18 protein-coding genes are annotated in these 19,286 nt (G+C 69.0%); 4 read left to right on the top strand and 14 right to left on the bottom strand.

The window, feature by feature from the left end:
• The coding region (locus AB0K09_RS00370) for a DUF5994 family protein (protein ID WP_366062937.1) at positions 1–297 on the top strand (297 nt) is incomplete at its 5' end.
• A 629-nt stretch (positions 298–926) separates the two neighbouring features.
• Here the strand turns inward: AB0K09_RS00370 and AB0K09_RS00375 are convergent.
• The 3 genes from AB0K09_RS00375 to AB0K09_RS00385 all read right to left on the bottom strand — a co-directional run bounded on the left by AB0K09_RS00375 (position 927) and on the right by AB0K09_RS00385 (position 4,038).
• Positions 927–2,060 (bottom strand): methyltransferase domain-containing protein, encoded by a 1,134-nt coding sequence (locus tag AB0K09_RS00375; protein ID WP_366062938.1) that lies wholly within the window; start codon positions 2,058–2,060, stop codon positions 927–929.
• 10 nt (positions 2,061–2,070) lie between these two features.
• Positions 2,071–2,973 (bottom strand): radical SAM protein, encoded by a 903-nt coding sequence (locus tag AB0K09_RS00380; RefSeq protein WP_366062939.1) that lies wholly within the window; start codon positions 2,971–2,973, stop codon positions 2,071–2,073.
• A 432-nt stretch (positions 2,974–3,405) separates the two neighbouring features.
• A complete protein-coding gene (locus tag AB0K09_RS00385; RefSeq protein ID WP_366062940.1) occupies positions 3,406–4,038 on the bottom strand; it encodes a hypothetical protein in 633 nt (210 codons plus the stop codon).
• A 536-nt stretch (positions 4,039–4,574) separates the two neighbouring features.
• On the opposite strand from AB0K09_RS00385, the gene AB0K09_RS00390 reads away from it, so the two are divergent.
• The 3 genes from AB0K09_RS00390 to AB0K09_RS00400 all read left to right on the top strand — a co-directional run bounded on the left by AB0K09_RS00390 (position 4,575) and on the right by AB0K09_RS00400 (position 6,748).
• Positions 4,575–5,864 carry a hypothetical protein gene (locus AB0K09_RS00390; RefSeq protein WP_366062941.1) on the top strand — a complete coding sequence of 430 codons (1,290 nt, stop codon included), beginning with the start codon at positions 4,575–4,577 and terminating at the stop codon, positions 5,862–5,864.
• Positions 5,865–5,878: 14 nt separating this feature from the next.
• Positions 5,879–6,418, top strand: a complete 540-nt coding sequence (locus AB0K09_RS00395; RefSeq protein ID WP_366062942.1) for a GNAT family N-acetyltransferase — start codon at positions 5,879–5,881, stop codon at positions 6,416–6,418.
• Between the two features lie 84 nt (positions 6,419–6,502).
• Positions 6,503–6,748: a hypothetical protein gene (locus AB0K09_RS00400; protein WP_366062943.1), complete on the top strand. Its 246-nt coding sequence runs from the start codon at positions 6,503–6,505 to the stop codon at positions 6,746–6,748.
• A 2-nt stretch (positions 6,749–6,750) separates the two neighbouring features.
• Here the strand turns inward: AB0K09_RS00400 and AB0K09_RS00405 are convergent, their stop codons facing one another.
• The 11 genes from AB0K09_RS00405 to AB0K09_RS00455 all read right to left on the bottom strand — a co-directional run bounded on the left by AB0K09_RS00405 (position 6,751) and on the right by AB0K09_RS00455 (position 19,275).
• Positions 6,751–6,984, bottom strand: a complete 234-nt coding sequence (locus AB0K09_RS00405; protein WP_366062944.1) for a hypothetical protein — start codon at positions 6,982–6,984, stop codon at positions 6,751–6,753.
• Positions 6,985–7,050: 66 nt separating this feature from the next.
• Positions 7,051–7,989, bottom strand: a complete 939-nt coding sequence (locus AB0K09_RS00410) for a glycoside hydrolase family 25 protein (RefSeq protein ID WP_366062945.1) — start codon at positions 7,987–7,989, stop codon at positions 7,051–7,053.
• A gap of 76 nt (positions 7,990–8,065) precedes the next feature.
• Positions 8,066–8,893: a hypothetical protein gene (locus AB0K09_RS00415; protein WP_366062946.1), complete on the bottom strand. Its 828-nt coding sequence runs from the start codon at positions 8,891–8,893 to the stop codon at positions 8,066–8,068.
• Positions 8,894–9,985 (bottom strand): hypothetical protein, encoded by a 1,092-nt coding sequence (locus AB0K09_RS00420; protein ID WP_366062947.1) that lies wholly within the window; start codon positions 9,983–9,985, stop codon positions 8,894–8,896.
• Positions 9,985–11,055: a hypothetical protein gene (locus tag AB0K09_RS00425; RefSeq protein WP_366062948.1), complete on the bottom strand. Its 1,071-nt coding sequence runs from the start codon at positions 11,053–11,055 to the stop codon at positions 9,985–9,987. The genes AB0K09_RS00420 and AB0K09_RS00425 overlap by 1 nt, the downstream gene beginning before the upstream one ends.
• A 13-nt stretch (positions 11,056–11,068) precedes the next feature.
• Complete coding sequence (locus AB0K09_RS00430; RefSeq protein ID WP_366062949.1) at positions 11,069–11,941, bottom strand: hypothetical protein; 873 nt, start codon at positions 11,939–11,941, stop codon at positions 11,069–11,071.
• A 14-nt stretch (positions 11,942–11,955) separates the two neighbouring features.
• Complete coding sequence (locus AB0K09_RS00435) at positions 11,956–16,998, bottom strand: phage tail tape measure protein (protein ID WP_366062950.1); 5,043 nt, start codon at positions 16,996–16,998, stop codon at positions 11,956–11,958.
• Between the two features lie 616 nt (positions 16,999–17,614).
• Entirely contained in the window at positions 17,615–17,899 is a 285-nt protein-coding gene (locus tag AB0K09_RS00440) for a hypothetical protein (RefSeq protein WP_366062951.1), read from the bottom strand.
• A gap of 38 nt (positions 17,900–17,937) precedes the next feature.
• A complete protein-coding gene (locus AB0K09_RS00445; protein WP_366062952.1) occupies positions 17,938–18,549 on the bottom strand; it encodes a hypothetical protein in 612 nt (203 codons plus the stop codon).
• The gene (locus AB0K09_RS00450; protein ID WP_366062953.1) at positions 18,546–19,070 is read right to left on the bottom strand and encodes a hypothetical protein; all 525 of its coding nucleotides are present in this window, start codon (positions 19,068–19,070) and stop codon (positions 18,546–18,548) included. The genes AB0K09_RS00445 and AB0K09_RS00450 overlap by 4 nt, the downstream gene beginning before the upstream one ends.
• Before the next feature lies 1 nt (position 19,071).
• Positions 19,072–19,275, bottom strand: coding sequence for a hypothetical protein (locus AB0K09_RS00455; protein WP_366062954.1), 204 nt, complete (start codon positions 19,273–19,275; stop codon positions 19,072–19,074).
• Positions 19,276–19,286 lie beyond the last annotated feature (11 nt).

The raw sequence follows: 19,286 nt of genomic DNA on the forward strand, positions 1-19,286 counted from the left end.
GCTCTGACCGAGCACCTCGGCCCCATCACACGCGTCGGCCTCGACGCGAGCGCCTGGGACGAGCTCCCGACGCGGCTCGTCATCGACGACCGGGTGGTCCGCCTCGACTCCTTCCCGGTCGGTGATGACACGGTTCTCATCACCCGGGGCGAAAACGATCACTTCGCCCTGCTGCTGGTCCCGCCCGACGCGGCACCCGACGCGGCACGTGCCGCGATGGCCAGGGCCGTACGGGCCGACAACGTCACCCAGGCCCGGCAGATCCTCATCGACACCGGCAGCAACCGGCGGACCTGACCGCCCGAGCAACGCGGCGCGCGCCTCAAGAGCCGTGCTCTCCGGCACTGTTCGTGACGTACGGGCAGCGCTGGGCCGCCCGCCGCCGCCGACCGCGCCCGGCGCTCCGGAGAGCACCCGCCGAACGGCCCCCGAACAGCAAAAACGCCCCTCCCGGAGGGAGAGGCGTAGGACGTGCGGAAAGCGCCCCCGGCAGGACTCGAACCTGCGGCCAAGCGCTTAGAAGGTGTGCGTGCCTGAGCGATGTGCTGACGTGCGTCTTTGCAGGTCGTCGCCGAGCAAAACCAGGCAAGGCGCTTGGCCTATTTTCGGCTTGTCTTTGGCTGGGAATCGTCGGCCTGGCGCGATCCGGTGGGAACATGGCCGTGGCCCCGAGTCCGGGGTGCAGGGGCTCGGGGCCGTGACTGGCCGTGACTCCGTCATCCGGGCGGACCGGCATGCCTCGCGCGAGTTGATGCCTGCCACAGCCGCCGGCGCGTGGGGGGTGCATATGCCATAGGCGCTTTCTCGGTAGTTCCCCGTTGAACGGCTTCGTATGCCTCGACGACCAGCTCGTCGACGGACAGGCGCTAATGACGGCGCGAGGAGCCGCCCACACGCGCGGATGCGTGCGGGCGGCGCCGTGGGGGTCAGCTGATCTCGGCCGTCCAGTTGCTGCGGGAGAGATGCACGACGCCGTCAGGCGTGATCTCCGCGTGGCTGCCGTAGAGGGGTAGTCCCCCCTCGGCGTTCTGGCGGTGCCGGATGCGTTCCAGGATGTCCCAGAGGTGTCGTGGGCCGGTCTGGTGGACGATGGGCGGGGCGATGAAGTCGGCCGTCGCCCGTGCCCATGAGCCGTCCTCGTGGAGCAGCCACGCGGTCCGGCGCCGCCCGTTCTGGCGGTAGTGGGTCTCCACGCCCGGGGTGGCGAGTTCGAGCATGGAGCGCAGCTCCCACGCTTCGCTGAGGTTCAGCACGGGGTACCTGCCTTCGGTGACGCGCTCGCCGTCGGCGTCGACGAGGGTGTCGAGGCGGCCGGCGAGGCCGGTGGGGTAGTCGTCGCCGTGCCGGGTGCTCATGAAGCCGGCCCAGTCCCGCTCGATCCTGCCGACCGCCCGGCCGTCCTCCGTCTTCCAGGCGGTGAGGATGGCCGAGGTGTTGGCGATCGTGGTGACGAGGCGTCCGCCCGGCCGGAGCGCGGCCAGCCACGACGGCGGTACGGGCCACACCGACACCATCGACACGATCCGGTCGTACGTCCCGGGCAAGGGGCCCGTCGCGTCGCCGGTGACGATGGTCGGGTGCAGGCCCATGCGGTCGAGCCGCTCGGTCGCCGCCGCTTCGAGGTAGGAGTCGACGTCGATCGCGGTGACGTGCTTCTCGCCGAGCAGCTGGGCCACGAGCGCGGTGCCGTAGCCCGATCCGGTGCCGACGTCGAGCAGGTCGAGCCCCTTCACGAGCCGGCCGTGCCGGTACATCTGGACGACCAGGGCGGGGTGGGTCGAGGACGAGGTCGCCGGGCCGGTGGTGGTGTGGCCCGGCTCGGCGTGGTCGGCGTGCAGGGGGCCGATGCGGGTCACCAGCGTGCGGTCCGAGTAGGCGGTGCTCAGCCACTTCTCGGGGTCGGAGGCGCCGTCGCGCAGCGTCCAGCCGCCGCCCTGGGCGCGTTCCCACCATCGGGGCACCAGGGCGTGACGTTGGGTTTGTGCCACGAGCGGGCGCCAGCGTGAGACGGGATCGGCGACCTCGCCGGCCAGCCGCTCGGCATACGGTTTCCAGTCCACGGGCGCCGCCTCACTTCTTGTCGGGCTGGTCGGGGATGTCCGCGTACGCGGGATCGCATGCTTCCTGCTCGGCGGGAGCGCAGTCCGAACCATCCAGACCCGGATTGCAGTCCGGATCGCACGGGTCCTGCGCGCGCACCGGCACCCGGTCCACGGTGCTCCGCCATGCCGGACTGTGGAGGATCTCGGCCAGCGTGCCGCCCTTCACGGAGCCGGCCGGCATGAAGCGGCTCATCACGCACGGCGCGACGGTGCCGTCGGGCAGCACGGCCAGTTGGCCCCGGCCGCAGCGTCCGCACAGCTCGGAGGCGTCGGGCGTCGCCGCGGTAGCGGCCCGTCCGATGGCGCGGCTGCGGTCGATGCGGACCCTGGTGACGCCGAGGGCGACGAGGTCGTCGCGGGCCTGGGCGACGCGCTGTCCGGGCAGCGTTTCGACGACGCCGGCACGCAGAGGAATGCCCCGGCGGACGGCTTCCTCGATGTTGGCCCGGGTCCGCCGATGGCTGCCCGGCTTTCCGGTGATTCGGTCGTGCTCGGCGGGGTCGTCGCTGTGGTAGCTGGTGGCGAGGGAGACGCCCTTGCGGCCGAGGACGCCCCACCAGCGCTCGTGGATCTTGTACAGGCTGGTGTACACCTCGACACGGCGGCCGAGGGCCAAGGCGTGTTCCGTGAGCTCGACCCAGTGCGGGTGAAGCGTCGGCTCGCCGCCCAGCAGCTGGACGAGCGGGATGTCGAGCGCTGCGGCCTCGTCGATCACGGCGCGCCATTCGGCCGGGGTCATGGTCCCGTGCGTGCCCTGCGGGCTGGCGGAGACGAAGCACATCGCGCAGCGGACCGGGCACATCGTCGTGAGTTCGAGCTGTACGGACTGCGGCTGTACCGGAAGGAGCGGCTGTTCAGTGACTACCGTCATGATCGGTTGCCTTCCTGGTGCCCACGTGCCGGTGCGGGGGCCTTCCCCGCGCCGTCGTGCAGTGGTGCAGACCGGCTGGCCGGTGGGATCCCGCCCGGCTGGCATCGGCCATAGGGGAAGCCGGGCGGGACCGTGACCTACCCTCATCAAGGGGCAGGGGCTAGGAGACGCGCGCCGCTGTCCTCCAGCGGTCGCATGCGGTGCTGCAGGCACACCCGAGGCGCGCATAGTGCCTGCGCACCGCAGCCGGCAGGTAGGGCTGCGGCATGGCGGGCGGGGAAAAGAACGGTCCGCACGCTTCGGCCCACGAGCGCGAGGGCAGCGCCGCCGGCATCGGTCGCGGCACGGGGGACGGCGGGGTGCGGGGGGCGGGGATGAACGGCGGCTCTTCGATGTCGGGCCAGAGCCAGCGCAGCAGGCGTAAGAGCAGGTTCACCGGCTCTCACCCGCTTCCGGCTGACGCACGTCCGTGATGCCGGCCCAGCTGGTGACGAACTTGCGACGGTCGACGCGCTCGTCGGCCCGATGGCAAGGCGGCGCGGCACTCTGCCTCGCTGACCTGCGCCAGGCACGGGCGTCGGTGACGCCTGAAAGCCCGACGAGTGCCCGGTCCCAAGCGACAACGGCGCCGGCGTAGCGGGTGATCCGCTCGTGGTCGGTGAGCGGTGGAACGGGGGTCAGCCCAAGGATGATGCAGACCGGGCCGCCGGCCCTGACGTGGCGTATCCACTCAGCAGGGGCCGGCGGGATCCGGTACACGAGGGGGCTGTTGTCGAGCATGAGAAGAGCCCGAGTGCTCAGGCTGCCGAGCAGGGCAATGCGGTTGCCGGTGTGCTTGACCTTCTCGAAGGTGGGGCGCAGTCCGCCGAGCGCTACGCCGAGGCCGCGCATGCCTCGTTCGATAGTCCCAGGATCCTCGTTGCGGCGGCGGGCGGGCGGGTGCGAGAGAAGCAGAAAGCCGAGGGGCGTGGTGTCGGTCTCCTCGACCCACGCCGCGGCCATTACCGTGCAGAGCAGCCCGGCGGTGGGGGGCACGGGCGCGGTGAGCAGGACGTCGGTGCTCACGAGTGTGCCGATCGGTTGTGGCGGCCGAGGGCTGCTGTCAGCAGGTGCACCGCGTTGGTGCGTCCCTCGGCTCGGGCTCGGGACCGCGCTGTCTTGATGCCGACGCACTGAGGGCAGCCCGACTGGGTGGGGAGCACCTTGATGTTCCGCGTGGCGACTTCCCACTCGCGTCCTCCCCTGAGGGGGCGCAGCTGGAAATTCGGCCCAACGTGGCCCATCACTCTGCCCACCTGCTTACGCGTGGTGTCGACCACCACTCTCCCGATCAGCCACTCAGGGGGAGGCGTGTGGGCCTGCTTAGGGGCGCCAGCGATAGTGGCTCCGCCGGTCGTCGTCGAGTGCATGGATGACCTCGGCGTCAGTTGGGGGTCAGGTAGGGCACTGACCGTAGAAGCGGCGCACGAGCATGAGCGACGGCACGGTGATGCATCTTCGATGCAAGTTCACGACCGAGCCGGACTTTGTCATGCATCCCGAACCCTCATGGCACCCAACGGCGCTACCGTCGGGCCAACGACACAGGAGAGCCGGGGGCCGTGGTGGTTGAGAAAAAGATCCCCAACGCGAAGGTCCGTGCCATCCGCGTGGAACGCTTCCAGATGAGCCGCTCCGAGTTCGCCACCCTCATCAACAACCGAGCGGCCGAGCTCGGCGAGAACACGGGGTGCACTTCCAGGGTGATCGCCACGTGGGAAGACGGCGACGTTAAGTGCCCACGGTCCGTCTACCGGAGGGTCTTGACGGACATCACCGGAGAGAGCATGGACGCGCTGGGGTTCGTGGTTGCCCCTTCCACCGGCCGCAGTCCCCGGCGTACGGTCGTCGCGTTGGATCAACTCGACGGCCAGGAGCAGGCAGTGGACCGGCGACAGTTCGCGTTCGGCCTCGCCGCTCTGGGGTTCTGCACGGAGCGTGGCACGCCCCGCAAGATCGGAACCGCAGAGGTGAGGACGGTTCGAAGGACGGTGCGCCAGCTCAAGCAGCTCGACGAGCGTATGGGCGGCGACAATCTGAGCGTGGATGCGCAGCGAGCTCTAGGGGCTCTGAACCGCCTTATCAACACGGCGCGGTACACGGATACCACCGGCAAACATCTGCGCTCAGCGTATGGCGACCTCGCCGTTCTCACCGGTTGGCTTAGCTACGACGCTGACCGACCGGTGGACGCTTGGGGCTTCTACGGCCAATCGCTTTATCAAGCACGAATGGCCGACGACCCAGAGGTCGAAGTGCATGCCTACGCCCAAATGTCGATGGCTGCGGCCCGCAATGGGATGCCTCGTGACGCTGTCGAGCTCGCCCGCATGGGGCAGCGCGTCAGCGCTCGGCATGTCCCTCCGAGGCTGATGTCCTTGCTCGCGCTGAGAGAGGCCTGCGGTTGGTCGCGGCTCGGGGACAAGAGGGAATGCACAGCTGCTCTGACCCGCGCCTACCGCGCCTTCGACCACGGGCCGTCAGACGAAGATCCGAAATGGATCGACTTCTACTCGCAAGCCGAGCTTGACGGGCTTGCAGCCACCTGTCACGCCGACCTGGGTGACTTCGAGGTCGCCCAGCGGATGACAGAGAAGACCCTGCAGGATATGGATCCGCGCTACGGGCGAAATCTTGCGTGGTATTCCGTTGTCCTCGCAGAAGTACAGCTCAAGCAAGGGCAAGTGGGGGACGCGTGTGACGTCGCCCGACGTGCCCTTCCGTTGCTTGCTGAGGTGTCTTCGACCCGCACATCGGCTCGCCTCGCAGCCTTCCGGAAAAGTGTAGAGCCACATAAGAGCGCTCCTTTGGTCCGTGACTTCTTGGAAGAGTCCAGGGCTCTCGCAGGGTAGCGATTGGAGGAAGCATGACGGACCTGTCCCTCAACAGGCTCGACGGCAGGGCAGCCGATGAACGTCGGGACGAACTCGCGGACGTGTACGAGGAGGCCTATGCAGAAAAGCTGGACGGTGCCTTTCGTTCACGTGCGGCGTTCCTGGATCGCCTTGCTGCATACGTGCAGCGCCCAGGGTTTGAGTTGGTCTCGGCCACCCAGGACCACGAGTTGGTCGGCTACATCTTCGGCTTCGGCATTGCATCGTCGGGCACCTGGTGGGGCGGCTTCCGGGGTGAAGTTCCGCAAGGGGTCCGGGAGCAAACCAAGCAAGGCCAGGTATTCGCGATCTCCGAGCTCATGGTGCGTCCGCCTTGGAGGCGCCAGGGGATTGCCCGCCTTCTTCACAACAGCCTGTTGGAAGGGCGCCGGGAGAGCCTAGCCACCATCCTTGTGGACCCAGCGAACACGCCGGCAAGAACGGCGTACTACTCGTGGGGCTGGATGAAGCTCGGTGAAATCCAGCCCTTCGAAAATTCACCGGTATTCGAATCGCTGGCGAAGAAGCTGTGAACTGATCCAACGGAAAGAAGCCCCTTGCGCCGGCAACGCAGCGCAAGGGGCGAGGGGTGTTGCAAACATCTACGGTCGCACCGCTTGGTAAAGGCTGACCAGCAGAGCGACGAGACCAACGAGGGCGGCCAAGGAAGGAAGAGGCCAACGGCCCCGCTCCAACGCGTCCACGCGGCGACCAAGTTCCGCAACATCGGCCTCGATCGTCGACTGCCGCTGCAGAGCTACATCGAGCCTCCCGTTGAGCGTGGCGAAACCGACGTCGACGGCGCCTCGAAGTCTTTCCAACTCGACTGCAACAGCCGCCGGTTCACCGGACATGGTGGATGACGTCACGGGGCACCGTCCGCCGGTCTCTGCTCGGTGCGGAGCCACGCGGGCAGGAACCGTTGCAGGACCGGCGAGGACATGGCGCGTGTGACGCCAGCGGCCACGGCAAGCACGACGCCGTAGCCGGCCGCCGTCTTCGGTACGCCGAGGGTCGGGAGCAGCACGGGGAGTGCGGCGGCGAGGCCGACGAGAGCCTGCACGACGGTACGCACGGTGCGTCGTGATTGATCGGTCACGGGATCTTCCGTTCGTCAGGTCGCCGGGGCTGACACCGGCGACGGGCGACTACTGGGGGATGGAGCTCAGGCGACCTGTCGGCCGACGAGGTAGCCGAAGAGCGGGACTGTGGACCGGATGCGGACCTTGTCGATGCCGAGGCCGTCGGGCAAGGAGATCAGGTACTTACTGCCGCCCAGGGTCACCGGGTTTGCCTTTCCCGGGCTGCCCCACGTTCCCCCTTCCGTGTGGAACGTCGTCGTGATCTGCCCGTCCGCCCCTTGGGGCGCGAGCGCTATCCACAGCGGTCCGTTGCGAGCGCCGCCCTGCGGCGAGGCGACCGTGCCAGCGGGCTCGACGGGAAGGTCGAAGTCGGTGTTCGCGGGGACGGGGAAGTACGAAAGCATCTCTTCCTCCAGGAGGTGCGCGGTAGGGGGCTTCGGCTGGAAGGACATGGTCCACGCGCGGAGTTCTTCTCTGCTGCGCATGTGGCAGTAGTCGCGGTCGACACCGGCATCGCTGTACTGATGGAAGAGCCACGGGGCGCTGATGCCGGGGCTTCCTGCCGGACGTCCAGCCGTGGCGATCCACAAGAAATCACCGAAGAAGCTCGTCGTGTCGACGTTCCGCCAGTAGTCGAGATTCGCGTACAGCCCAACCGCGTTGTAAGGAAGGCGCTTCTTCACGTACCGCAGCCATTCCTCTTTGTAAGCGGCCTGAGCGGTGCGCGGAACGGACCTGTTGGCGTCGTCGTACCCCTCCCAGTCCAGAACGACGAGGTCACCGGGCTTCCAGTTGACCTGCCCGAGGAAGAAGTCGGCCTCTGCTTCGGGAGAATTCCGCATGTGCGGGTAGTGGTAGGCACCCCATACCAGGCCGATCGACTTCGCGTGATCCCTCTGGGCCGCCCACTTGGGGTTGATGTAGGAGAGACCTTCGGTCACTTTGACGAATACGAAGTCGAGCCCTGCCGTGCTCGGCGTCGACGACTGGTAGCTCGCCCAGTCCTGTCCGTAAATTCCCATGTCCAGCCTTCTCTATCGCGCAAGGGAGATTGGTGCGGTGTAGGCCTCTGTCCGGAACCGGAAAGGGGTCGACTGCTCAGAGCGGGAATCGGATGCCCGAGAGCGAGAGCCAAGCGATGGTGCCGACCGTGTTTTGGATCTGCAGGGCACCCGACGAGCGCACGTAGACGTCGGCGTGAGCCCCGGCGGCGCCCGCGCTGACCTTGAACACGTGGTCGGCGGCGGGCCGGTACCCGGTGGGCAGCGTGGCGACCGTGGTTCCGTTGGCGGTGGTGCCGGGGGCCATGAGCCCGGCGAGCTGCACCATGCCGTCGAGCTTCTTCATGAAGATCGGCGACTGGTAGGTGCTGCCGAAGGCGGTCCATCCGCTGGCGAGCGTGAGGGCCGTCCACGCCTCGCCGGTGAAGTAGGCGCCGGAAGCGTCGAAGGTGAAGCCGGCGGCGGCGAGGACGATGCCGAGGGCCGTCTCGTTGATGGTGAGCGTGGCGCTTCCCGCCGCGGCCTGCCAGATGGGGCCGGAGCCGCCCGGGGTGCCGCCCTGCATGACGACGGAGGCGACGCCTTCGTCGACGTCCGGGCACATCAGGACCATGACGGGGAAGGGCACGCCGCCGCTGTCGGCGTAGGCGGTGACGATGCCGGGCTGGGCCTCTTCGGCGAGGCCGGACGAGATGAGGATCGCGGCTTGCTGGGCGGTGAGGAAGGCGATGCCGCCGGCGTCGGCGGTGACGCGGACGCTGGGCCCGCCGGTGGCGTTGCGGACGGTCAGTCCGTCGCCGCCGCTGATGGCCGAGGCGGTGAGGCGGCGGGCGGCGCGGAGTTCCTTCACTTCGCGTTCGAGGGTGGCGAGGCGGCGCATCATGGCGTTGGCGCCGCCGGGCAGCTGGTCACCGGCGCTGGGCATTCAGCTCTCCTCGACGAGGATGGGGCGGACGCGGTCGGCGTCGGCGTCGAGTTCCCATGCCCATGCGCGGGCCACGACGTCAGTGCCGGTGGGGTGGCGGGGGGAGGTGGTGACGGCGATGCGGACGCTGTCGCCGAGGGACCAGTCGGAGCCCAGCCGCGGGGCGCGGGAGGCGACGGCCTCGACCTGCCAGATCCGGGCGCCGGTCTGCATGAGTGCGAGCGCCTTCGCGGCGTGGGCGTTGAGCTGTACGGGGTCGGTGACGCCGGTCGCCGGGGTGAAGCGGTAGACCCAGCGCGGCCAGCCGCCGGCGATGAGGGCGTCGGCGGTGTGTACACCGGACATCAGCCGGGATGTGCCTTCACCTTCCCCGCGGGCCTGGACGACGGTGGCGCCCTTGCTGGCTTCGTAGGACTCGGACAGCTGGTAGGTGTTGACGCAGCCGGGGAAGTCGAAGGTGCCCTCGGGCGTGTTGGTCTGCGCGCCGATCGTGGCGCGCACGCGCACGGGCAGGGTGAAGCCGGTGCGGGAGGCGTCGGACCATGCGACGTCGACGGTCCACTCGGGGCCGCCGTCCATGCCCATGACCTCTTGCAGGCACGAGAAGATCGTCTTGTCGTCGCCGTCCTGCACGAGGAAGTCCATCGTCGAACCGGTGGCGGGCGCGTCCATGACGAAGGGCGGGCCCTGCGTAAGGGCTGGGGTGATCAGTGAGGTGATGACGGTTGCTTGGTCGGCGCCGATCAGCGTCTGATCTCCGGGGTACCGGGAGTCGAGATACCGCTCGGGCGTGGCGGCTTGGAGCGTGACTGTGTTCGCGGATCCGCCGTCGCGGGTGAGCACGATGCCGGCCCAGACCGGCATGTTCGCCGCGGTGTCGACGGCGACGAGCAGGGACCGGCCTCCGTCGGTGGCGGCTTCCCAGCCGGGCGGGGCGCCGGCGACGGCGAGCTCGAAGCTCGCGGTCGTGAAGTCTCCGAGCTTCCGCGAGAGCGCGCCGGTGGGCTTCAGCGCGCGCAGTTCCTCGACGATCTGCCCGGTGCGCAGGTCGCAGCCGTACCAGGCGAGCTCATAGGGGGTGCCGGGGGTCATCAGGCGACTCGCTGCAGCTTGATCCACGAGTCCGTGACGACGGTGGTCGCTCCGGCGTTGGCGATGCCCTGTGCCCACTGCACGACGCAGTTCCCCGACGATGCGCCGATGCGGAAGAGCCCGACGGGGCGGACGGAGACGTTCGAGGTGGAGTTGACGCCGAGCTGGGTGGCGCCGCCGGTCGAGGTGCTGGTGCGGATCGGGCCGACGGCGCTGGTGTCCGCCTCGGCCGACAGGCCCCAGGGCGCCCACAGCTGTGTCGAACCGGACGGCAGGGCGAATTGGTATTTCCAGTCAGCCGCGTTGGGGGTGTTGTAGACGATGAATCCCTCGACGGTGTAGATGGCGTTCGCGACCACCGGCACGGACAGATGGGGGTCATCAGTGGCTGTGATCGTGTTCGAGCGGGCCGTGTCCGCAGTCTTCCGGGCGAAGAGCAGCTTGCCGATGCCCTGCGGCTGGACGTCGGACCAGGCGGTGCCGTCGTAACGCTGCAGTCCGGTGCCGTTGTCCCGGTACTGCCCGGCGTAGATGCCGCTCGCCGCGGCGTCGGGGACAATGCCGCCGGGGGCGACGGTCACGGGTCGGACGGCGAGGGACACCGAGGGCGAGCCGGCACCGGTGTGGGGAACGCTGATGGTGGCCAAGGGCAGGTAGATCTGCGTTCCGGCGGGGGTGGGCGCGACGGGGGTCGATGACGGGGTGCCAGCGAGGTAGACGACGTCGGCTTGGTTGAGGCCGCTCGCGTCCACGGAGTTGTCCCACACCCGCAGGTAGACGAGGTCGATGCGGTCGAGGGTGGCGTGCGCGGCGGTGAGGGTGCCCGACCACGTGGCGGGCAGGGCGGCCCGGTAGACGCCTTGTCCGGACCGGTACAGCCATGCCGCACCGGCGGTGACGTTGATCGTCGAGCCGGCGAGGCTGGTGATGAGCCCGCCCTCGCCCGGCCGGATGCCGGGCCGCGCGCCGAGTGCCGTGCCGTCGCCCATGACGCCGAGCAGGGCGGCGCGGCGCAGTTCGATGCCGTCGTAGGTGAGTCCGTTGATGTCGAGCGGGTCGAATGCCGCCACGGCGTCTTCTCCCTCAGATCCAAGCTGACCGCCAACGGGCGGTCAGCAGCGCGGTCGGGTCGTAGGTGGCGGCCTGGAACTGGATGGCGACCGAGGCGCCGGCGGGGATGACGGGCCAGCCGGACGGCGCCGAGAGGAAGCGCCGTCGCGAGACGCCGTCGGCGAGGGTGGCGGTGTGCGCGTCGGTGTCGATGATCAGTCGATCGCCCGTCGCGAGGTCGAGGCCGTAGGTGAGGGCCCGCACCGTGCCGTCGGGCATCTGGGTGAGCACCTGTGGCTGTGAGACCGGCCCGTCGATCAAGTAGACCGGGCGGGTCTCGAAGGTGCCCGTGTTCGTGGCGGTGATCGAGCCGGTGACAGTGGCCGCCGTGATCGTGTACGGCAGGGTGTAGGGCTCTGTCAGGCCGCCGCTGGTGGAGGGAAGGCCGGTCGTCCCGGTCTGCAGGGCGGTTGCGTACCGGCGCGGGTCGGCGGCGGTGACGAGGGCCGACCACTCGATCGTCTTGTCGGTCAGGCGCCGGATCAGCGGCTTGCCGGATCGGCGCACGGTCGCCTGTTTCGGTATGGACTCGTAGACCGTCAAGGTCGTGTCGGTCAGCGAGACGGCGGCGAGCAGCCGCTCGATGGCGTCGTCGGCGGCCGAGCGCGTGGGTGCGGTCGCCTTCCCGCCGAGAGTGATCGGCCGCTCGCCGAGGTAGACCGGTGCCGCCCATGCGCCGTGATCGGCCTCGCGCTGGGTGACCTCGGCCCGTACCTCGGCCGCGTCCCACCCCTCGAAGGTGTCGCAGTGCCAGTGCACGTAGGCGCTGTCGACTACGCCGAAGGTGATCGGGCCGAGCTGGATGCGCAGGCCGCCGAACCAGTAGCCCGGCTGCAGTCCGTCCACGCGGGTGCCCCCTTTCAGCCGACGAAGGCGAGGTGCCGGGCGATGTCGGCGGCCTGCTCGGCGCCCGACTGGCGGGCGCCGTTGAGTGTCACGTGGATGTGCTTGTGGATCTCCGTCCGGCCGCCGCCTGCGGCCGCCGAGGCGGTGCGCACGGGGGTGAGCTGGTAGCCCATGAGCCGGGCGGTCTGGGTCAGCAGCGCGCGGGAGCGCACCGAGCCGTCGAGGGGGATGTACGACTCGGGCCCGCGCTCGCCCGCGAGGACGAGCGGGGACCGGCCGGAGAGGATGCCGCCCGCGGCCATCGCCTTGGCGCCGGACTGCCCTGCCCACTGCTGCAGGAAGATGGCCTTGTACTGCTGGGGCAGCTTGTTGATCTGGTCGAGCATGCGCGGCACCAGGGCGCGCAGGGTCGACCAGTCCACGCCGGCGGCGATGACGTCGGCGATGCCGCTGCCCGGTCGCGCGCGGAGCGCGGAGAGCACGGTGAGCGAGTTCGTCAGGTCCTCGCCGGTCAGCAGCGATGCGGACTTGCGCACGGCGGTGTTCGCCTTCGCGGCATCGCTGGCCTTACCGGTGGCGGCCTGGTGCGCGAGGTCCATCGCGGCTTGGTCGCCCTGCGAGGCGAGCTGCCGGGCGAGGTCGCCGTACCCGCCGGCGGCGAGTGCCTGCAGGTCGGCTTGGAACTGGGCGTTGGCCTTGTTGCTGGCCTCGACCTGCTGGTCGAAGTCCGCGAGCGAGGCCTTCGCGACGCCGGCCGTCTTCTTCAGCTTCTCCGTGATGTCCCTGAACTGCTTGTCGGACGCGGTCGCGAGCTGGTTGACGAGGTTGTACCCGTCCTCGCCCATGCCTTCGAGGATCTGCCGGATCTCCTCGCCGCCGCGCCGCCCGACCACGGCGAGGCTCTTGCGCCACTTCTCCGTCTCGGCGAGCGAGTCGGTCAGCTGCTTCTGATAGTTGCGCATGTTGAAGTGGGTGGGAGCCTGCGCCATGTCGGACTGCCCGAGCTCGCGGTTCAGGCTGACGACGTCCTGCCGCTCGTCGCGCACCTTCTTCTCGGCCGCGCGCAGCTGGGCGCGGGTGTGCTTGCCCTTGCGGACCTTGGCGAGCTCGGCCTGCGCGTCGTTGTACTCCTTCCACGCATCCCGCAGCTGCCCGACGAGGTTGTCAACGCGCTTCTTCGGGTCACCCGTGCCACCGAGCACGGGGGCACCGGCCGGGGTGTAGGTGAAGCCGGACATGCCGCCGCCGGCGAACCACTCGATCCGCTTGCCACCGAGGCGGCGCACGGTCTCCTCGGCGATGGCACGGCTGCGGGCACGCTTGCTCGGCGCCAGCGGGATGTAGCTCTCCCCTCCGGTCTCGGGCTCCGCCCACACCCGCCATACCCCCGCCGGTGCGATCTGCGCCTCGTGCCGCTCACGCATGCCGCCGGCCGCGTAGTGCTCGACGATCCCCCCGTCAGCCTCCCAGAGTGGCTTGTTGACGGTCTCGACGTAGTTCAGGATGGTTTTGCCGTGCAGGGCGTCGATCCGGCCCTGCAGGGCGTCGAGGGCAGACTGCTGACTACCGGTGGGAACCGCGATGACGACGGTCTTGCCGTCCGTCTTCTTGATCTTGAAGCCCAATGCTTCGATCTGCTCACGGGCCTCGTCGGTCGGGGCCCGCATCGTGATGGTCGAGCCCTTGGTCGAGGCGACCTTCCCCTTCAGCGCCTCCAGATCGTCGATCGCGGCCTGAGTCGAGGCGGAGACGTGGACGCTCTTGCCGGGGATCTGCTTCGCGATCAGCGCGTCGAGAGCCGCCTGCGCTTCCCCGGTCGGTGCGGTGATCACCATCTGCCGGCCGCCGGGCAGCGTGCGGATCTTCACGCCGACGCTTTCCAGCTCGGCCTGTGCTTCCTGCGTCAGCGCCGAGACGGTGATCGTCGCACCGCTCGGCAGGTGCGAGGCGAGCCCCTGCACGAACAGCAGTTCCTTCTGCGCCTGACTCAGCCCTGGGGTACTCAGCGTGATCGCGAGCGAGCTCGGGATGAAACCCATCTTCGCGGCGAGAACCTGCGCCTGCTCGGCGGTCAGACCGAACTGCTGCCCCGCCTTCACCGCGGCTTCCCACGAGCCTTGCATCGCCTGCTCGGCCTGCTGCAGCGCGGGCACGGCACTCTCACCGTTGGCGCGGGCGTAGTCGTAGGTCGTCTGGGCGAGCCCGGCCGTCGACTCGTTGATCTTCTGCAGCTGGTTGAACAGAGTTCGGCCGTTGGCCGTAGTGGTGTTCAGGGTGCCGTCGACCAGGACGAGGGACTTGTCGAGGTCGCCGAGGTTCTTGCCGAACCCCTTGGACTTGTCGACGTCCTTCCACGTTTCCTTCAGCTGCGCGAGATCCTCGTTCATGCGGGCGGCGGCCGCCTGCACGTCGAGCTCGCCGCCGGAGAGCAGGGTGAGGGCGTCGTGCAGGGCGCGCGTCTTGCTGTTGGCGTCCGACGAGGAGTCGCCCAGAATCTTGATCGCTTCCTGCAGCCGGGTCGTCGGGCTGGACGCCGCGCTGGCGGCATCCGCGCCGGATCGGGTCGCGTCGGCGAGATCCTTCGCGGACCGCGCGGCTTCGTCCGCGTCCCCGGCCATACCCCTCAGCGTCTTCGCCGCGTCGGCGTACACCTCTCCCATCGGATCGCCCTTCATGAGGGCGACGGCCGCGAGATTCGACAGTTTCTCCACCAGCTGGTCGACGGACTCACCTTGACCGAGGTAGGCGTCGGTCGCCTCTCGCAGGCTGATTCCTGACAGCCGCAGCACCTGGGCAAGCGTGGCGTTGGTGTCGCTGAGCTTCTGCGACTGGATCGTCGATGCGGCCTGCTGCCGCACGGTCTCGGTGTAGGCGCCGCCCGACTCCTGCAGCGCGCTCGCCAGCGAGTCGATCCGCGATTGATGCTCGGCTGCCGCTTGCGCTGCGGCTCTCTGCCGGTCGGCGAGGAAGTCGAGTCCGATCATGGCGCCAGCGACGGCGATGCCCCACGGGCCACCCAAGAATGCGAAGACGCCTTTGAGCCCGGACATCATGCCGCGGCTCAGTGCAACGGTGGTGCCGGCAACGACCGAGCGGAAGCCGGACAAGCGGCCGCCTGCGGCAGCCGTCGCCGCAGCAGCGTCGCGGTAACCGGCAGCCATGTTCTGCAGCACCGGGGACCGCGCCTCAAGCGCGGCCAGAGCGGCGCCCATGTTCGTCAGGGTCACGCCCTGCTGCGCGGCGAGAATCCGCTGCGTCTGCATGGCACCGGCCGCGCCCTGGAACGCGCCGACGGCGCTACGGCCGTAGCCGATGACGGAGGCGCGCATGCCGTCGAGCATCGGTCGGACCGGGCGCAGGGCGAGCATGCTCAGAAGCGACAGCTGTACCGGGCCGGGCAGCATGGCGAAGGCATGAGCCACCTCGCCGGCGACCGAGCCGATCGGCCCCAAGACGGCGGCGAGGTCGCCGACGAGTCCGACCCCGGCCTGCAGGCGACCGGCCAGTACATCCAGCGCGCCTGAGCCACCGGATACCGAGGCGAAAACTTCTTCGAGCCCGCCGACCAGGGGCCCTGCGGCGTCGCCCGCCTCGCTGAACACCTGCTCAAGCGTGCTGACACTGGTGACGGCCACCGGCACCGCAGCAGCGAGGCCGCTGACGATGGCCTGCTTCGCCGGCTCGGCCAGACGCCCAGCCCCGGCACCGACACGGGCCGCAGCAGCGTCGAGCTTGCGCTCGACGCCGGGCCCGTAGATGTCCCACAGGTCCGTCGCCGTCTTCACCCCACGCTGAATAAAGGGCACGGCGGCGGCCACGGACGAGGCCATACTGCGCGTGACCTTCTCCAGCCCTGGCGCCATGCCGAGGTAGAGCTGCAGGAAGGCGGCCTTCACCTGCTTGTTCAGCCCGTGCATGGCACCACCGAGCCCCTTGGACTCCGCCGCGGCGATATCGGCCGCGCCGCCCGCACGCCGTACTTGAACGCCCAGCAGCTCGAAGGCCTCGGCCCCCTGGTGGGCGAGCGCGGTCGCCCCCGAGAGCGCGGGCTTCCCGAACGCCATGGCAGCCGCCGAGGTGAACTGCTCCTGCGTCAGCCGGTGCTGCGCGTCGTGCAGCCGGTCGACGACGTACTCAAGCCCCTTGAACTTCCCTTCGGAGGTGAAGGCCTGAATCCCGAGCTCGTCGAGCCCCTTCTTCATCAGCCGCGTCGGCTTCGCGAGGTTCACGAGCATGCCGCGCAGCGTCGTGCCGGCCGTCTCGCCGATGATCCCGGACTTCCCCAGCAGACCGATCGCCGTCGCGGCGTCCTCGATCTCCACACCCATGCCGTGCGCCGTCGGACCGACGTACTTCATGGCGTAGTACATGTCGATCAGCTCGCCCGACGCGTTGTTCGTCGTGTTCGCCAGAACATCGGCGACTCGTGTCGATTCCGACGCCTTCATAGAGAACTGATCCATAATGTCGCCCTGGATCTTCGCAGCCTGCGCGATGTCCGTCCGCGCGGCGGCCGCGAGCTGCAGGGTGCCGCGTGCGGCCTTTACAGCGTCGCCCGCCGACAGACCGGCCTTCGCGAGCTCGACCATGGCGTCGGCAGCCTCGGCGGACGAGGTCGCCGGCAGGCGCAGGTCAGCGCCGAGCGCCTGCGCCTCGCGCGAGGCGGCCGCCATTTCGGATCCGCTGGCCCGGGTGACCTCGGTGTACTTCAGCAGGGCGCGGCTGTACTCGTTGCCCTGCTCGACGACGTCGTGCAGCCCGTAGATCAGGGCACCCCCAGCGAGCAGCGTGCCCAGCCCAGCGACCTTCTTCGCCGCCCCGGCGGCGCCGTCCTGGATGCGCCGGAACCCGGTGGCTCCAGCCGCGCCCGCCGCGGCGACCTGCCCGCCGGTGCGTCCGGCCGTCGTGCCCACGACGCGCAGTCCTTGCGCGGCTGCCAGCCCGGCGCGGCTGGCCGAGGTGCCGAAGGCAACCAGCTGCCCGGTCGAGCTGCGCATGCCGAGCGCGAACTGCGCGTTGTCGAGGGTGAGAACCACGCGGACGGTGCGAACAGCCATCTCGGCACCCCCTCGCAGCATCGGCGCGGTGTTCACAAAGACGAATCGTTTCCTCGTCAAAAGTCCAGGTCAGAGCTATCGGATCTGGAAACGGGAGAGAAACTGCTACTCACCTAGGGAAAATGTGGCGCGCATCACAAATCACGCGCCAAGCTCCTACTTTCAGCGGGGTTAAGTAGAAGTTCGACGGTGTTCGGTGTCTTTCCGTGCAGCTGGATGCACATAAGTGCAGCAGCGGAGCATGGCTGATGCTCCGTCAGAATGCTGCCGTGTGCCTAAACTTCTGCCCAACGCAAGGGAGTCCGCACCGACACCGGTTCCTAGCCACTGGTCGGTTGGACTCCCTGTGCGGCGACCCTGCACGCAGTCAACGGGAAGGGGCACCAAGATGGAGAGTAGCCCGGTCAAGGGCGGCATGTCCAAGATCGCAGCGAAGCGAGTTCGCCGCTGGATCAAGCACCCCGGGCGACGTTTGAGGCACGAAGTAATGCGCGGCGCCGCCTACGGAATTGGCAGCGGAGCAGTGAGCTTGCTCTTCATGTGGTTCCGCGCACGGTACTGACCAGCCTTACGCAACGTCGGGCCCGCATCCGGCGAGCCCGACGCCAAGCAAGAGTCATGACATGAGTGGCTCCCGGCGTCCCGCCTTTGTGGCAATCAGTTTCCGGCCGGATAGATCGGCGTTCTCCTTGGCGGCGAGCGCGCGTTCGGTCTGATCCTTGGCCTGGCAAGCGAAGCAGGTAAGGGACTGCACGTCGTACTCGGTCGCCTCGTCCATGGATTCCGACAGCAGGTGCCCGCACCCAGGACATGTCTCGTCCTGCAGGCGCTGCCACTCGACGGCGAGCATCGTGTCGTCCTCCAGCCACACCGGCTCGCCGGGTGCAACCGTGCGCCCCATAAAGACGCTGTAGGGGATCCCGCGGGGCGCGCAATAGTTCAGCTGAGTCCGAAGCTCCGCAGAATTTCGGATGCGCTCTCGGATTTTGGGCCGAGCTCAGTGACTCCCACCTGCACCGAGAGGGCCGTCATCCACAGCTCGCGCATCTGCCCGTCGGACAGGTCGTCCCAGAAGGCGGCGAATTCCTGCTCGCTGCCGACAGTCGGGGACAGCATCTGGGCGCGGACCAGGGCAGGCGCGAACGAGTCCGGGTCGAAAGCGGGGACACCATCGCCGCCGCGCTCGTGGGCCTCGGCGATCTGGGCCTCGGTCGGCGGGTGCTCGGTCTGCAGCCGAGCGTAGTGCCGGTGGCTGATCGCCTGCAGGACGAACGTCACCGTCGAGGCCTCGGCCTGCTCTTCCAGCGCGCGCAGCCGCCGGGCGAGGGCGGGGGCCCGATCAGGCTCGTTGGTCTGCTCGTCCAGCTGCTTGGCCTTTTCCAACAGCTTCGCCAGCACGTCGATCTCGTCGGCAGCCTCGGCGTCCATGACCATGTCGACGTGCTGGCGGGGGCGCTGGATCCTCTTGCGGACGTCGGCAAGCGACAGGGCCCCCTCGGTTGGGGCTCCGGGGCCGGCGAACGTCTCCGGGATGCCGGGCGTCGGTGTCATGCCGCAACCACCGCGTCCTGTGCCGGCTCGCCAGTGATCGCCATGGAGGCGGTGAATTTGGCGGTTTCGTTGTCGCCGGTGTCGGCCATCGCCCGGGAGATGACCGTCACGGGGTACACCTCGACGCGGTCACCGGCGGTCGCCGGTCCCGCCTTGGTGCCGATGCCGGTAGTCGCGTTCTGACCGAGGCCGGGGCGGCCGATGACCAGGAAGCCGACGGTGTCCTGCGTGAGGGTCGTCCACGCCTTGTCGTCGCCGGAGCCCCCGCCCTTCGAGCCGCGATGTGCGGTGATCTCGGCGGCGTCGCCGCCGTACGTACCGGCGGCCGTCTTGTTGAAGCGGGATCCGATGTCCGAGGCGTCGATCGTGTTGCCCGAGGACGGGGTCTTGAGCCCGTCGCGGGTGATGTAGTCCGAGAGGTTCGTGCCGGCGGTGATCTCGGCGACCGTCGGCGCGGCGGTGTCCGCGACGGCGGGCGCGAAGACGATCGCGATCTTTCCGGTGGAGCCGTAGCGTGCCATGTCAGTTCTCCTTGCTGGTGGGGACCGGCTCAGCCGGAGGGATGGGCGCCCGGCGCTTCGGGAGCTCGGGCACCGGGGTGTCGCCGCCCTCGGGGAGGTTCTCGACCCAGCCGGCGGCCTGCCATACGCCCTCGTACTGGGCGCGGGTGCAGGCGTACTCGACGCCGGGTAGTTCGGGGTGGGTCAGCACGACGGTCTGTGACATGGCGTCCTCAC

It is taken from the genome of Streptomyces sp. NPDC049577, assembly GCF_040675635.1.
Classification (GTDB): Bacteria; Actinomycetota; Actinomycetes; order Streptomycetales; family Streptomycetaceae; genus Streptomyces.